Here is a 15,652-nt window from a genome sequence, read left to right on the forward strand (position 1 = left end):
GGAGGACTCTCGATCGGGAGGCGTCTTCGATATCGAGAACCCCCATCTGTTTGGAGAAATGTAGACCGATGCAAGATCTGACTCTGGTGATGGCGCAGTTGGACCCGCTGGTGGGCGATGTCGCCGGCAATACCGCGGCGGCCATTGAGGCGGTACGCGAAGCTCGCATCGAGCATGGCGCGGACGTGGTCGTGTTCAGCGAACTCTTCCTGACCGGTTATCCGCCCGAGGATCTACTGCTGCGCGAGGCGATGGAGTCGCGCCTGCAGGAGGCGCTGGCGGAGATGGCTCGCAAGATCGACAGGATTGCGCCAGAGACGCTGGTCATCATCGGCTACCCGGGCATGCGCCAGGGTGCGCGCCGCAATCTGGCCGGCGTATTGCTGGGTGGTCAGTGGCGCGGCGAGTATGCCAAGCAGGCGCTGCCCAACTATCAGGTCTTCGACGAAGATCGTTATTTCGAACCCGGGAACACGCCGCTGGTGATAGAACATCGGGGTGCCAGACTCGGCATCCTGATCTGCGAGGATCTCTGGAATGGCGCGCCGGTGCGTCGGTCCGCCGAGGCTGGCGCCGATATTCTGGTGACGCTCAACGCGTCGCCGTTCCATCTCGACAAGCCCGCCGAGCGCGAGCGGCTGTTTGCCGAGCGCGCACGGGAAGTGGGCAAACCGCTGGTCTACGTCAACGCCATCGGCGGCCAGGACGAACTGGTGTTCGACGGCGGCTCGCTGGTGCTGGATGCTACCGGTGACGTCGCCGTGCGCGCGCCGTTCTGGCAGGTCGGGCTGATGCCGGTCCGGTTCACCCGGGAGGGCGGCAGCTGGATTCCCCAGACAGGGGAGCGCGAGCCGCTGCTCGGGGCCGAGGAAAACCTCTACTGCGCGTTGGTCACCGGGCTTCGCGACTACGTCAACAAGAGCGGCTTCAAGGGCGTGGTGATGGGGCTTTCCGGCGGCATCGATTCGTCGCTGTCACTCGCCATCGCCGTCGATGCACTGGGGCCGGACCGGGTTCACGCGGTGATGATGCCGTATCACTACACCGCCGAGATCTCCCAGGCCGATGCCGCCGAACAGGCGAAGATGCTGGGGGTCGGCTACGAGGTGATGCCGATCGCGCCGATGGTCGAGGCCTTCACGGCCACGCTGGCGGAAAGTTTTACGGGACTAGCGGCCGATACCACGGAAGAGAACCTGCAGTCTCGCGTGCGCGGCGTGCTGCTGATGGCGATTTCCAACAAGAAGGGGCTGATGGTTCAGACCACCGGCAACAAGAGCGAGATGGCGGTGGGCTACGCCACGCTCTATGGCGACATGGTTGGCGGTTACAATGCGCTCAAGGATGTCTACAAGACCTGGGTCTACCGTCTGGCCAACTGGCGCAATGCTCAGGAGCCGGCGATCCCCGAGCGGGTGATCACGCGTCCGCCCTCCGCCGAACTGGCGCCGGATCAGCAGGACAGCGACTCGTTGCCGGGTTACGACGTGCTGGATGCAATTCTCGAACGTTACATCGAAGGCGACATGAGCGCCGAGGCGATCATCGAGGCGGGATTCGAGCGCGACGACGTCTATCAGGTGGTCAAGCTGGTCGATCGCAGCGAGTACAAGCGACGCCAGGCGCCGGTGGGCGCGCGGGTGACGCTCCGAGGGTTCGGCCGCGACCGCCGCTATCCCATCGTCAACGGCTGGAAGCCGGGGAAATGACCCCGGCTTCGTCGAGGAGCCGTAAGCTATAAGAGCGGCGCTGCGCACCTGGAAGCTGGAAGTAGTCTCTACCTGTCAAAGCAGGTGTTCCGAGTCTTTGGCTTTTCTTACAGCTTACCGCTTATCACTTACAGCTCCCCGAAGGGGCTAGCCCTTGAGCGCCAGCGGCGGGTCGACATCGACGTGCCTGGGCACGAAGGTGTCGCCATCGAGCTGGCTGTTGTCGGGGTCGTTCTCGATCAGCGTCTGGAGTACGGTCTGCGCGCGATCTCGCATGTTCAGGCCCAGATAGCCTTCCACCATGACCGCCAGGGCATCGCGGGTGGCTTCGGCTTTCGGATAATGCTCGATGACCCAGCGGCCACGTTCGACGGCCGCGACGTAGGCGCCCTTGCGCAGATAGAAGTCGGCAACCTGCAACTCGTGACGTGCCATGACGTTGCGCAGATAGATGATGCGCTGACGGGCATCCGGCGCGTAGGCGCTGTCGGGGAAGCGGCGTACCAGCTCGCCGAAGTCGACGTAGGCATCACGCGAGGCACCCAGGTCACGCTTGGAGATATCGATCAGCTCCAGGCTTTCGAGGCTGAAGCGCCCCGCCTGATAGGCACCGAGACCACGCATGTAGTAGGCGTAGTCGACCTGCGGATGATCGGGATGAAGGCGGATGAATCGGCTGGCAGCGGCCCGGGTCTTCTCCCAGTCCTCGACTTCGTAATAGGCGTAGATCAGTTCCAGTTGGGCCTGCTCGGCATAGCGACCGAACGGAAAGCGGGTATCCAGAGCCTCCAACTGGGTAACGGCGGTGCTGTAACGGCCGGCGTCGAGGGAGCTCTGGGCTTGCTGGTACAGATCCTGTTCCGGTAGTTCAGGGGCGGGCTCGTTGCTGGCGCAGCCAGCGAGCAGGGCACCTGCCACCAACATGGCGGCCAGAGCGGAACATCGCGCAGAAAATCGCATCATCATCCTCGTATCAACCATTCCTTGGCGGCCGTGCTAGAATCCGCCGAACCCGGCTCACTATAAAGCAAACCCTCGTGCCGGCGAAACGCACCGACGAAACGCGCCGGCGAAACGCACCGACGAAACGTACCGGCAAAACGGAACCGATCCCCACGTATGGCCGATATCTTGAAGCGTGACGAGCGCATACCCGAGCATTTGGCCGGGCGACGTCTTGACCAGACCGCAGCCGAAATGTTCCCTGAATTCTCGCGAGAACGCCTCAAAGGGTGGATTCAGCAGGGGGAATTGACAGTCGATGGGCAAAAGGCCAGACCCAAGGATAAGGTGATCGGTGGCGAGCGACTAGCGCTCGATGCCCGACTCGAGGAGGAGGTCCGATGGGAGCCTCAGGCGATTCCGCTGTCCATCGTCTTCGAGGATGACGATGTCATGGTCATCGACAAGCCTGCCGGCCTGGTGGTGCATCCCGCTGCCGGCAACCCCGATGGCACGCTGCTCAACGCGCTGCTGTACCACCATGCGCCGCTGGCGGCGATCCCCCGGGCGGGGATCGTCCACCGTCTCGACAAGGACACCACCGGCCTGATGATGGTGGCGAAAACGCTGACGGCGCAGACGGCGCTGGTGGCTCAGTTGCAGGCACGAACCGTCTCGCGGGAATACGATGCCATCGTGGTCGGCGCGATGACCGCGGGCGGCAAGGTGGACGCCCCGATCGGCCGGCATCCCAAGGATCGCCAGCGCCAGGCGGTCACGGCCTCGGGCAAGCCGGCGGTCACGCACTATCGGGTCAACGAGCGCTTTCGTGCCCATACCCATGTCCGCTGTCGGCTCGAGACCGGACGGACACATCAGATCCGCGTGCATCTGGCGCACGTTCGCTATCCGCTGGTCGGTGATCCGGTATATGGCGGACGGCTGAAAATGCCGGCCGGTGCCGGCGAATCACTGAAGACGCTGCTGAGGGAATTTCCGCGCCAGGCGCTGCATGCGCACAAGCTGCGCTTCGAGCATCCGGTCGGTGGGGCGCCGATCGAGTGCAAGGCGCCGCTGCCGGACGACATGTTTCTACTGCTGGACGCGCTGCGCGAGGATCAGGAGTCCGATTGATGAGTTCCGAACATGATTCGTCGATACTGGCGAACGAAGCCGAGACGTCGTCGGTGGATGCGCCGACCCTGCTGCTGCCCGACTGGCCAGCGCCGAGCACGGTCAGGGCCTTCGTCACCACGCGCGAGACCGGCCCCAGCCGAGGTGATTTCGCGGCGTTCAATCCGGCGGCTCACGTTGGCGACGATCCCGATACCGTGGTTCGCTGCCGGGATCGGCTAGTGACCGAGATCGGCGACCAGCGGCCGCTGCTGTGGCTCGATCAGGTACATGGCGCCCGCGTCGTCCAGCACTATCAGTCGCGTTATCGCCGGCAGCCGCCGCAAGCCGATGCCTCGGTCGCGTTCGATCGTCGCCATGCCTGCGTCATTCTCACCGCGGACTGTCTGCCGGTCTTTTTCTGCGATCGGCAGGGAACACGTGTCGGCTTGGCTCATGCCGGGTGGCGCGGTCTTGCTGGCGGTGTGCTGGAAGCCAGCGTGGCAGCGTTGGGTGTCGACCCCGAAGAGCTGATGGTGTGGATGGGGCCGGCGATCTCCAACGCCCAGTTCGAGGTCGGGCCGGAAGTCTTCGAGGCCTTCGTTGCCATGCAGCCCGATGCCGAGAGTGCTTTCGAGCGCAGCCCCTACCGACTGAACCATTACATGGCGGATCTTTATCGGCTCGCGCGCTTGCGTCTGGAGCGTCTCGGGATTCTCTCGATCAGCGGTGGTCATTTCTGCACGGCGTGCGAATCCCGTTTCTACTCCCATCGTCGCGATGATGGGCATACCGGACGGATGGCCAGCGTGATCTGGCTGCGCTGATAAGCGCTTTGGTGTCTGAGTTCGACTTTTCACCGTCAGCCTGCTTTCCAGCTCCAGCTCCAGCTCCAGCTCCAGCTTTCTACCATTGAATGCTCTTCGCTGAATCCTCCGTGATGTTCAGCGCCGTCCGGGGCGCAAGCCTGCTAACGCTAGCGATTTTTCACGTCTTTTGCTGACTTCATGAATTCAATTCTTCTGCGACAGCCTGCCGCAGCGAATTCTTCATTCGACTAGCTTGAAAAGTCCAAACATACCGCCATCTTATAGTCAACCAACGAAAACGACGAGCCGCCAAGACCCCTTGTGCCGGCTTCTGGAGGTGACGATATGCGTATGGATCGCATGACAACCAAGCTACAAAATGCGCTGGCCGAGGCGCAATCTCTGGCGGTAGGACGCGGACACAATCAACTCGATCCCGGCCATTTGTTGATGGCCTTGCTCGACATGCGCGACAGCGGCATCAAGGGATTGGTGCAAAAAGCGGGTGGCGACGTTAGCCGGCTGCGCGAAGGGCTGGCCAGCTATCTCGGCAATCTCCCCGAGGTGGGCCGGTTCGATGGCAACGTCAGCATGAGCCAGGACCTGGCACGGCTGTTCAACCTGGCCGATCGCGAAGCCCAGACCCGTGGCGATCAGTACATCGCCATCGAGCTGGTGCTGCTTGCCGCGCTGGACATGAAGAACGGGCTTACCAAGGTGCTGACCCAGGCGGGGCTGGATCGCAAGCGTCTCGCGACCGCGATCGGCGAGCTGCGCGGCGGGGCCAATGTTGATGATGCCAACGCCGAAGAGAAGCGAGAGGCGCTGGAAAAATACACCCTCGACCTCACCGCCCGGGCCACCGAAGGCAAGCTCGACCCGGTGATCGGCCGCGACGACGAGATTCGCCGCACGATTCAGGTCTTGCAGCGCCGCACCAAGAACAACCCGGTGTTGATCGGCGAGCCCGGCGTAGGAAAGACCGCCATCGTCGAAGGGCTGGCGCAGCGTATCGTCAACGGCGAGGTACCCGAGGGGCTCAAGGACAAGCGCGTGCTGTCGCTCGACATGGGTTCGCTGCTGGCGGGCGCCAAGTTCCGTGGCGAGTTCGAGGAGCGGTTGAAGTCCGTGCTCAACGAGCTGTCGAAGGAAGAAGGGCGCGTCATTCTGTTCATCGACGAGCTGCACACCATGGTCGGCGCCGGCAAGGCTGAAGGTGCGATGGATGCCGGCAACATGCTCAAGCCGGCGCTGGCCCGGGGCGAGTTGCACTGCGTCGGCGCGACCACGCTCGACGAGTATCGCCAGTACATCGAGAAGGATGCGGCGCTGGAACGCCGCTTCCAGAAGGTGCTGGTGGACGAGCCGTCCGAGGAGGACACCATCGCCATTCTGCGGGGGCTCAAGGAGCGCTACGAGGTTCACCACGGTGTCGATATCACCGACTCGGCGATCATCGCCGCGGCCAAGCTGTCGACTCGCTACATCACCGATCGTCAACTGCCCGACAAGGCGATCGATCTGATCGACGAAGCCGCGTCGCGGATCCGCATGGAGCTCGACTCCAAGCCGGAAGAGATGGACCGGCTCGACCGGCGTCTGATTCAGCTCAAAATGGAGCGCGAGGCGCTCAAGAAAGAGACCGACGACGCGTCCAAGAAGCGCCTCGACAACCTCGAGACCCAGATCGGTGAACTCGAACGCGAATACGCCGACCTCGAAGAGGTCTGGAAGTCCGAGAAGGCCAGCATTCAGGGCGCCGCCCAGTACAAGGCCGATCTCGAGCAGGCTCGCATCGACCTCGAAGCGGCCCGGCGCCAGGGCGACCTGGGGCGGATGTCGGAACTGCAGTACGGCGTGATTCCCAAACTTGAGCGGCAGATCGCCGAGAGCAGTGATAGCGACAGCGCCGATACCGCCCAGCATCAGCTGTTGCGCTCCAATGTGACCGAGGAGGAGATCGCCGAGGTCGTCTCGCGCTGGACCGGTATTCCGGTGGCCAAGATGCTCGAAGGCGAGCGCGACAAGCTGCTGCGCATGGAAGAGGCGCTGCACGAGCGGGTCATCGGCCAGGACGAAGCGGTGAGGGCGGTCGCCAACGCGGTGCGCCGCTCGCGTGCCGGACTGTCGGACCCCAATCGGCCCAACGGTTCGTTTCTGTTCCTGGGCCCGACCGGGGTGGGGAAGACCGAGCTGTGCAAGTCGCTGGCCAACTTCCTGTTCGACACCGAGGAGTCGATGGTCCGCATCGACATGTCCGAGTTCATGGAGAAGCACTCCGTGGCCCGGCTGATCGGCGCGCCTCCCGGCTATGTCGGTTACGAGGAGGGGGGCTACCTGACCGAGGCCGTCCGTCGCAAGCCCTACTCGGTGCTGCTGCTCGACGAGGTCGAGAAGGCACACCCGGATGTGTTCAACATCCTGTTGCAGGTGCTGGAAGATGGTCGCCTGACCGATGGACAGGGGCGCACGGTGGATTTCCGCAATACCGTGATCGTGATGACCTCCAACCTGGGCTCCGACGTGATCCAGCGCATGGGTGGCGATGATAGCGATTATTCCGCCATGCGCGACGCGGTGATGACGGTAGTGGGCAACCACTTCCGGCCCGAGTTGATCAACCGTATCGACGAGGTCGTGGTATTCCACGCGCTGGGCCAGGAGCAGATTCAGGCGATTGCCTCGATCCAGCTCGACCGCCTGCGCAGCCGTCTCGCCGAACGCGACCTCAAGCTCGCTGTCAGCGACGAGGCGATGGCACAGCTTGCCGTGGTCGGCTTCGATCCGGTGTTCGGCGCGCGTCCGCTCAAGCGGGCGATCCAGAGCCGCATCGAGAACCCGCTGGCGCAGGATCTGCTGTCGGGCCGATTCCTGCCGGGCGACACGATCCGCGTTCGCGCCGAGGGCGATCATCTGGTCTTCGACAAGTAACGGCTCGGCCCGGCGGTGCCGCCGGGCCGATCGGTTCTGTCTTTTCGACACAAACGGCCTTTCCGAGACAAACGGTCTTTCCAAGACAAACGGTCTTTCCGAGACAAACGGTCGCGTCCTGACCGTCTTCCCGCCCGTGGCGCTCGATGTCACGGGCTTTTTTATGTTCGCGACTCCCCTCTCGGCGATAGCTTCTGCTGCAGTTCCTCCAGCGAGACGCCCTTGGTCTCCGGCATCAGGAAGGCGACGAAGACGATCTGCAGCACCATCATGAAGGCGAAGAAGGCGAACACCGGCCCGCCGTTGAACACGCTCAGCACCCACGGCGTGACCAGGGTAATGACGGCGGCGAAGAACCAGTGAGTGAAACTGCCGAGCGACTGCCCGCGGGCCCGTTCGCGGTTGGGGAATATCTCCGAGATGAAGACCCAGATCACCGTGCCCTGGCTGATACCGTGGGCGGCGACGAACAGGCATAGCTGCAGCGGGATCAGCGCGCCGCCCAGGTTATCGGTGAAGAAGGCGTGGGAGATGATCGATAGCGAAATGATGTAGCCCACCGAGCCGATGTACATCAGCGTCCGCCGGCCGAATCGATCGATCAGCGACATGCCGATCATGGTGAAGATCACCATGATCAGGCCGATCCCCGCCGTCGAGAGCAGGGCGGCGTTGTCACCCAACTGGGCGGACTCGAGGATACGAGGCGCGTAGTAGAGCACGAAGTTGATGCCGGTGAACTGGTTGAAGAAGGCAATCAGAAAGGCGAGCACGATGGGCAGGCGATAGCGGCGCGAGAAGAATCGCGAATGCACCTTGCTATCCTCGCGATCTGCCGCCTGGATCTCCTCGATCTGAGCCTGGTTGTCGCGGTGCGGATCGATCTGGTCCAGCACTTCGGCGGCAGCGCGGGTGTCGTTGCGGTTGAGGATCAGCCAGCGTGGGCTCTCCGGCACCTTGAGCAGCGCCAGCGTGTAGACCAGTGCAGGGATCGCCTCGATCCCGACCATCCAGCGCCAGGCATCGTTGCCGAGCAGACTGCCCAGAATGGCGTTGGAGACATAGGCCATGAAGATCCCGAACACGACGTTGAACTGGTAGAGGGCGACCAGGTTGCCACGCCGTTCGGCGGGCGCGATCTCGGAGATGTAGGCGGGCGCGGCGACCGATGACATCCCCACCCCGAAGCCACCGATCAGGCGGAAGAACGAGAACCAGAACGGGTCGGGGGCGAGCGCCGAACCCACGGCGGAAACGAAGTAGAGGACGCCGATGATGAAGAGCGTGGTACGGCGGCCCAGGCGATCGGTCGGCCAGTTGCCGAAGATCGCCCCGAGAACGGTGCCCCACAGCGCCATCGACATGATGAACAGTCCATGCTGGAGATCGCTCAGCCCCCACAGTGCCTGGATGGGTTTGTCGGCTCCGGATATCACGGCGGTATCGAAGCCGAACAGAAAGCCTGCCATGGCCACGAACGCGGACCATTTCACGATGGGGGACATGCGCGTTACTCCCATGGGTCGGTTTTGCCTGCAAGGCATCGACCGATATCCGAGCCGGCAAGGCAGGGATTCGATACGGTCTTCGATTCAGTACAGCAGCGATGTCTCGATGGTGCTGCGAAAAGCGAACCGACTTTAGTCGGCGTCATGGGCCTATTGCGGGCATTTCTCTCGCCAGGCGCCAGGTTGTCGGCGCCGGAGGTTGACAGCCTCGGGGCGCTGGTGGAATCTAGGCGATTCCTGATTGCGGGCGCAGCCAAACTACGGGTGATCCCCGGCCGCTGCGTGAAGGGTAGGTTCCGAGCGACCTCTACCCGCCTGTCGAAGGACAGGTTTCTCGGCTTTTGCCGGGAAACCAAAGGGCGCGGGCCAAACGCCTGTTCCCGCCAACCCCGATACGGCGATCTGCCGTGTCTGGAGCTGTCGGCGCCGAAGCGCGGACGGTTCCTCAGAGTGCGGGTCCCCACCCCGGGCCCAGGACGCCAGGATATGGCATCAGGCGTCGACCGCAGGTCGACAGCGGCGTACCGCCGTGATTGAGCTTCGTTTCCGTGGATCGCGCCAATCGTTCACGGATCGGTTTTGTGCCCAGAACCGCGAAGCGGCACTCGAACTTCCAGGGGAGACTCACCAGTGGAATTACTTTCCGGCGCCGATATGATCGCCCGCTTTCTGAAAGACGAAGGCGTCGAGCGTATCTATGGCTATCCGGGCGGCGCGGCATTGCACATCTACGATGCCCTGTTCCGCCAGGATAGCGTTCAACACATTCTCGTTCGGCACGAGCAGGCCGCGACCCACGCTGCCGATGGCTACGCCCGCGCTTCCGGCAAGCCCGGTGTGGTGCTGGTCACCTCCGGCCCCGGTGCGACCAACGCCGTTACCGGCATCGCCACCGCCTACATGGATTCGATTCCGATGGTGGTGCTGTGCGGTCAGGTCGCCAGTCACCTGATCGGGGAAGATGCCTTCCAGGAAACCGATATCGTCGGTGTCACCCGGCCGGTAGTGAAGCACAGCTTCTCGATCCGCCATCCCAGCGAGATTCCCGAAGTCCTGAAAAAGGCGTTCTATCTGGCATCGACCGGCCGCCCTGGCCCGGTGGTGGTGGATATTCCCAAGGACATGACCGCGCCCACCGAGCGTTACGAATACGTCTATCCGAAGAAGGTCAAGATTCGTTCCTACAACCCGGTGACGCGCGGGCATAGCGGCCAGATCAAGAAGGCCGTCGACATGATGCTCAAGGCGCGCCGGCCGGTGTTCTATACCGGCGGCGGCATCGTCACTGGACGGGCTTCGGAGGCGTTGACCGATCTGGTCCAGCGGCTCGGTTTCCCGATCACCACCACGCTGATGGGCATCGGCGGCTATCCGCAGGGTGACCGCCAGTCGCTGGGGTGGCTCGGGATGCACGGCAGCTATGAAGCCAACATGGCGATGCATCACGCCGATCTGATCATCGCCATCGGTGCGCGCTTCGACGATCGCGTCACCAACAACACCTCGAAGTTCTGCCCTACGGCCAAGATCGTCCATGTCGACATCGATCCCAGCTCGATCTCCAAGACCGTGCGGGCCGACGTGCCGATCGTCGGCGCAGCGGGCAGCGTCATCGACGAGATGATCAGCCTGGTCCAGGATCGCGAGCCGGCCAATCCCGAGGCGCTGGGCGAATGGTGGAAAAGCATCGATGGCTGGCGGGCCGAGCGCAAGAACAGGCTCTACGAACCTTCGAAGCCGGGCGAAGCGCTCAAGCCGCAGGAGGTGATCGAGGCGGTCTACCGTGCCACCCGCGGCGAGGCGTTCGTGACCACCGATGTGGGCCAGCATCAGATGTTCGCGGCGCAGTACTACAAGTTCGCCAAGCCCAACCGTTTCATCACCTCCGGCGGTCTCGGCACCATGGGCTTCGGTTTTCCGGCGGCGATGGGCGTCAAGCTCAGCTATCCGCAGGACGACGTGGTCTGCTTCACTGGTGAAGGCAGCTTCCAGATGATGATGCAGGAGCTGTCGACCTGTAAGCAGTTCGATGTCGGCGTCAAGATCGTCAATCTCAACAACCAGTCGCTGGGCATGGTGCGCCAGTGGCAGGACTTGAACTACAAGTCCCGTCACGCTCACTCCTACATGGAGTCGCTGCCGGATTTCGCCAAGCTGATCGAGGCCTACGGCTTCACCGCGATCAAGGTAACGACGCACGAAGAGCTGGCCCCGGCGCTGGAGCGTGCCTTCGCCGATACCAACGAACTCGTGTTCCTCGATATCTACGTCGACCCATTCGAACACGTCTATCCGATGCAGGTGCCGTTGGGCTCCATGCGTGACATGCTGCTTTCGAAGACGGAGCGGACCTGATGCGCCATATCATCTCGATTCTGCTGGAAAACGAACCGGGCGCTCTGTCCCGCGTGGTGGGGCTGTTCTCCCAGCGCAACTTCAACATCGAAACCCTCAACGTGGCGCCGACGGAAGATCCGTCGCTGTCGCGGCTGACCGTGACCACGGTGGGCGACGACCGGGTGATCGAGCAGATCACCAAGCACCTCAACAAGCTGATCGACGTGGTCAAGCTGGTCGATCTGACCGAGGGCAACCACATCGAGCGCGAGCTGATGCTGGTCAAGGTCAAGGCGCTGGGGGCGGCCCGCGACGAGGTGAAGCGCACGGCGGACATCTTCCGGGCGCAAATCGTCGACGTCACGCCGAGCGTCTACACCGTGCAGATCACCGGCGATGCCGGCAAGCTGGATGCCTTCATCCAGGCGATGGCGCCGATCGGCATTCTGGAAGTGGCACGGACCGGCGTGTCGGGCATTGCTCGCGGAGACAAGCTGCTCACGTTGTAAGTGGCCAGCGGTAGTTCGGCGCCCGGCGGAAGCAATTCCGTCGGGCGTTTTGCGTTTTTGCGTATTTAGCCTCTCCGGCGTGTCGGATCAGTTCGGCAACTGAGCCCACAGCGCCTCGATCAGCGCGCTCTTCAGGCGCCGCTTGAGCACGCACAGGCCGACGTCGTAGTGAGGGAGTTCCGGCTTGACCGGCAGGATCGTGATCCGGTCCAGCAAGGGGCTATTGTCGAGCACGATGCGCGGCACGATGCCGACCCCGAATCCCAGTCCGACCATGCTGACGATCGCTTCGTTACCCGCCACCTGCGCATAGATTCGCGGGCTGATGCCCATCGCCCGAAACCAGGTATCGGCATGATCCCGCGACAGGCCGGATTCGGACAAAATCATCGGCACGCCTTTCCACTGCGAGGACGTCGGCGTTTCCGGCGTGGCGGGCAGCCAGTCGGCGCCGTCGCGGGGCGCGATGAACACCAGCGGCGAGGTCGCCAGTGGCTTGAATGCTAGGGCATCCGGCAGGCTGCGCGGGCGCGCGGTGATGGCGATGTCCTCGTTCTCGGCCTGCACGCGGGCAATGGCGTCCGCCGGGTCGCCGGTATGCAGCTTGATCTCGATACGCGGATGGCGCAGGCGGAACTGGCTCAGCAGGCGGTAGAGGAAGCTGTAGCTGGCGGTGACCGAGCAGTAGATGCTGATCTCGCCGGCCAGCTCGCGGGTTTCCGCCATCAGCGTGGCCTGCATCGCCTGCCACTGCTCCAGCGTCTCCCTGGCGTAGGAGTGAAACAGCTGTCCTTCTCGCGTCAGCGTGACATGGCGGTTGTCGCGTTCGAACAGGGTGACACCGAGCGTTTCCTCGAGCTGGCGGATCGAGCGGCTCAGTGTCGATGGGCTGACATGGCAGGCATCGCTGGCCCGGCCGAAGTGCAGATGGTCGGCCAGGGCCAGAAACTGGGTGAGCGGGCGGTAATCCATGGTTTTGTCGCTGATTTGTTTCAGAAAATGAAATGTCGCATTGCAAATATAGCGTTTTACGCAACAAGTTGTCTGGCTTATCGTGGCTCCAGGCTAAAACGAAGAGCGTCGCGTGAGACGACGCCAGTGGCCATCAACGCTGACAGACATTGGGTGACGACAGTTCCGGGCCAACGGCCCATCGATTTCCGGAGTACGACATGCACGTTTATTACGACAAGGATTGTGACCTTTCCCTGATCCAGGCCAAGCAGGTCACGATCGTTGGCTATGGCTCACAGGGCCACGCTCACGCCAACAACCTGAAAGAGTCCGGGGTCGACGTGACCGTCGGTCTGCGCAAGGGCTCTTCTTCGGCTGCCAAGGCCGAAAGCGCCGGTCTCAAGGTGGCCAGCGTCGCCGAAGCGTGCAAGACCGCCGATGTCGTCATGATCCTGGCACCGGACGAGAACCAGAAGGTCATCTACGAGCAGGATATCGAGCCGAACCTGAAAGAGGGCGCCACCATCGCCTTCGCTCACGGCTTCAACATCCACTACAGTCAGGTCGAGCCGCGCGCCGATCTCGATGTCATCATGATCGCGCCCAAGGCGCCGGGTCACACCGTGCGTTCCGAGTTCGTCCGCGGCGGCGGCATCCCGGACCTGATCGCCATTCATCAGAATGCGTCCGGTCAGGCCAAGGAGATCGCGCTCTCCTACGCGGCGGCCATCGGCGGCGGTCGTAGCGGGATCATCGAAACCACCTTCAAGGACGAGACCGAAACCGACCTGTTCGGTGAGCAGGCAGTTCTCTGCGGCGGCGCGGTCGAACTGGTCAAGGCCGGTTTCGAAACGCTGACCGAGGCCGGTTACGCGCCGGAGATGGCCTACTTCGAGTGTCTGCACGAGCTCAAGCTGATCGTCGACCTGATGTACGAAGGCGGCATCGCCAACATGAACTACTCGATCTCCAACAATGCCGAGTACGGCGAGTACGTCACCGGCCGCGAGATCATCAACGACGAATCGCGTGCCGCCATGCGCAAGGCGCTGCAGCGCATCCAGGACGGCGAGTACGCCAAGATGTTCATCGCCGAAGGCGCCTGCAATTACGCGTCGCTGAACGCACGTCGCCGCCAGACCGCTGAGCACCCGGTCGAGCAGGTCGGGGCCAAGCTGCGCGCGATGATGCCGTGGATCACCGCCAACCAGCTGGTCGACAAGAGCAAGAACTAAGACTCGACCCGCGGGTTTCGACAGGGGCGCGACGATTGTCGCGCCCCTGTTCGTTTGGGCTGACCCCATAAAGTTTGCCGGGGCGCTTTTGCGCGAGCATCTGTCGAGATTCCCGCTAGGCTGTAGAATGGGCCGGCTAATATGCCCGAGCGCACTCGCCACTATAGGACTCGCTTCATGACGCAGGATGACCGCCACCACGAGCAAGAGCCCGAGACCATCACCATTGGAGCCACCTCTCCGCTGTTCGACGACGAGGATGAAGTCATCGAGGAGACGGTCGAGAACGGCAAGCGGATACGCCGTCGAGGCATCTACCTGTTGCCTAACCTGTTCACGCTCTCGGCGCTGTTCGCTGGCTTCTATTCCATCGTGGCTGCCATCAACGGCGACTACGCCAAGGCCGCCATCGCGATCTTCGTTGCCATGGTGCTCGATGGGCTGGATGGGCGCGTGGCGCGGTTGACCAATACGCAAAGTGCCTTCGGTGCCGAATTCGACAGCCTGGCCGACATGGTCTCGTTCGGTATGGCCCCGGCGCTGGTCGCGTTTACCTGGATATTGCAGGACGTCGGCAAGATCGGCTGGATCGCGGCGTTCATCTTCGTTGCCGGCGCCGCGCTGCGTCTGGCTCGTTTCAACGTCCAGATCGGCAGTATCGACAAGAAGTGGTTCGTCGGTTTGCCCAGCCCTTCCGCGGCGGCCATCGTGGCTGCCTGCGTATGGGTCTTCCATACCTTCGACGCCGAGTCGCTGGGCTTCAAGGTGTTGATGACCGTCGTGGTTGCCGCTGCCGGTGTGCTGATGGTCAGCAACGTGCGCTATCACAGCTTCAAGGAGATCGATTTCAAGGGACCGGTACCGTTCGTGTTCCTGTTGGCGATCGTGCTGTTGTTCGTGCTGATCTCCATCGAGCCTTCGGTCATGCTGCTGGCTCTGTTTGGCTGCTACGTGATTTCCGGCCCGATTTTGGCGCTGGGGCGATTGAACAAGGGGCGCAGAGAGAAGCGCCGTAGCGAAGCCGGTGGCCAGAACTCGCAGGATGACTGAAAGCTGAATGTGGCCTCATGCTGCTGAAACGCCCGCCCCGCGCGGGCGTCGTCGTTTTTGCCGGGCACGGTTTTGACCGAATGCGCAAAAAGTGACAAACAACACTTGCCAAGCGGGCATCGGATCCGTAAAGTACGCATCCGCTGCCGCCGAGACAGGGTTTCGGAGGCAGCGGAGAAGAAAGCCAAGCGTTTGATTTGATTGAAGAAATCGGTTGACGCAAGGCGGTGAGGCCGGTAAGATCGCTTCCCAGTTCTTCGAAGGATCGGCTCCACCCAGTTTGACCGGAGCCAGCGGGATTCAACGGAAAAAGATGTTGACATCGCCGCCAAGATCCTTAAAATACGCCACTCCTTACGGCGGCCAAGAAAACGAGCGCTGACAAGCACTTGGGTTTGACGGCAGAAGCGAAACGCTTCAAGTAGGGACGCTCTTTAACAATCGATCAGGTAATTGATGTGGGCGCTTGTTCTCGCGTGACAGCCAGTCACGACATATCGAGGCAAGCGACTCGTCAAGATTCGTTTGACCTTGAACCAAGTTTGGTCCGCTTTT

The 15,652-nt window shown here is 62.4% G+C and carries 11 protein-coding genes; 8 read left to right on the plus strand and 3 right to left on the minus strand.

Translation table 11 applies throughout. The annotated features are described in order from the left end of the window. Positions 1 to 68: 68 nt before the first annotated feature. The gene (locus R3F72_RS12170; RefSeq protein WP_332779764.1) at positions 69 to 1,709 is read left to right on the plus strand and encodes an NAD+ synthase; all 1,641 of its coding nucleotides are present in this window, start codon (positions 69 to 71) and stop codon (positions 1,707 to 1,709) included. A gap of 147 nt (positions 1,710 to 1,856) precedes the next feature. On the opposite strand, the gene R3F72_RS12175 is transcribed toward R3F72_RS12170, so the two are convergent. Continuing rightward, the gene (locus R3F72_RS12175) at positions 1,857 to 2,669 is read right to left on the minus strand and encodes an outer membrane protein assembly factor BamD (RefSeq protein WP_332779765.1); all 813 of its coding nucleotides are present in this window, start codon (positions 2,667 to 2,669) and stop codon (positions 1,857 to 1,859) included. 159 nt (positions 2,670 to 2,828) lie between these two features. Here R3F72_RS12175 and rluD point away from each other — a divergent pair, with 159 nt between their 5' ends. The 3 genes from rluD to clpB all read left to right on the plus strand — a co-directional run bounded on the left by rluD (position 2,829) and on the right by clpB (position 7,504). Beyond that, the gene (gene rluD, locus R3F72_RS12180) at positions 2,829 to 3,785 is read left to right on the plus strand and encodes a 23S rRNA pseudouridine(1911/1915/1917) synthase RluD (protein ID WP_332779766.1); all 957 of its coding nucleotides are present in this window, start codon (positions 2,829 to 2,831) and stop codon (positions 3,783 to 3,785) included. After that, the gene (gene pgeF, locus R3F72_RS12185) at positions 3,785 to 4,591 is read left to right on the plus strand and encodes a peptidoglycan editing factor PgeF (RefSeq protein WP_332779767.1); all 807 of its coding nucleotides are present in this window, start codon (positions 3,785 to 3,787) and stop codon (positions 4,589 to 4,591) included. The genes rluD and pgeF overlap by 1 nt, the downstream gene beginning before the upstream one ends. Before the next feature lie 327 nt (positions 4,592 to 4,918). Continuing rightward, positions 4,919 to 7,504: an ATP-dependent chaperone ClpB gene (clpB, locus tag R3F72_RS12190; RefSeq protein ID WP_332779768.1), complete on the plus strand. Its 2,586-nt coding sequence runs from the start codon at positions 4,919 to 4,921 to the stop codon at positions 7,502 to 7,504. Between the two features lie 161 nt (positions 7,505 to 7,665). On the opposite strand, the gene R3F72_RS12195 is transcribed toward clpB, so the two are convergent. Beyond that, complete coding sequence (locus tag R3F72_RS12195; protein WP_332779769.1) at positions 7,666 to 9,009, minus strand: sugar porter family MFS transporter; 1,344 nt, start codon at positions 9,007 to 9,009, stop codon at positions 7,666 to 7,668. Positions 9,010 to 9,642: 633 nt separating this feature from the next. Here R3F72_RS12195 and R3F72_RS12200 point away from each other — a divergent pair. Both R3F72_RS12200 and ilvN read left to right on the plus strand, forming a co-directional pair. Further along, positions 9,643 to 11,367 (plus strand): acetolactate synthase 3 large subunit, encoded by a 1,725-nt coding sequence (locus tag R3F72_RS12200; protein ID WP_332779770.1) that lies wholly within the window; start codon positions 9,643 to 9,645, stop codon positions 11,365 to 11,367. Next, positions 11,367 to 11,858 carry an acetolactate synthase small subunit gene (gene ilvN / locus R3F72_RS12205; RefSeq protein WP_071230775.1) on the plus strand — a complete coding sequence of 164 codons (492 nt, stop codon included), beginning with the start codon at positions 11,367 to 11,369 and terminating at the stop codon, positions 11,856 to 11,858. The genes R3F72_RS12200 and ilvN overlap by 1 nt, the downstream gene beginning before the upstream one ends. 87 nt (positions 11,859 to 11,945) lie before the next feature. On the opposite strand, the gene ilvY is transcribed toward ilvN, so the two are convergent. Continuing rightward, positions 11,946 to 12,830 carry an HTH-type transcriptional activator IlvY gene (gene ilvY, locus R3F72_RS12210; RefSeq protein WP_332779771.1) on the minus strand — a complete coding sequence of 295 codons (885 nt, stop codon included), beginning with the start codon at positions 12,828 to 12,830 and terminating at the stop codon, positions 11,946 to 11,948. A gap of 200 nt (positions 12,831 to 13,030) precedes the next feature. On the opposite strand from ilvY, the gene ilvC reads away from it, so the two are divergent. Next, the gene (gene ilvC / locus R3F72_RS12215; RefSeq protein WP_071230777.1) at positions 13,031 to 14,047 is read left to right on the plus strand and encodes a ketol-acid reductoisomerase; all 1,017 of its coding nucleotides are present in this window, start codon (positions 13,031 to 13,033) and stop codon (positions 14,045 to 14,047) included. A gap of 177 nt (positions 14,048 to 14,224) precedes the next feature. Next, positions 14,225 to 15,097 carry a CDP-diacylglycerol--serine O-phosphatidyltransferase gene (gene pssA / locus R3F72_RS12220; protein WP_087720937.1) on the plus strand — a complete coding sequence of 291 codons (873 nt, stop codon included), beginning with the start codon at positions 14,225 to 14,227 and terminating at the stop codon, positions 15,095 to 15,097. Positions 15,098 to 15,652: the final 555 nt, after the last annotated feature.

This window comes from Salinicola sp. 4072 (assembly GCF_036663415.1).
Taxonomy (GTDB): domain Bacteria; phylum Pseudomonadota; class Gammaproteobacteria; order Pseudomonadales; family Halomonadaceae; genus Salinicola; species Salinicola salarius_A.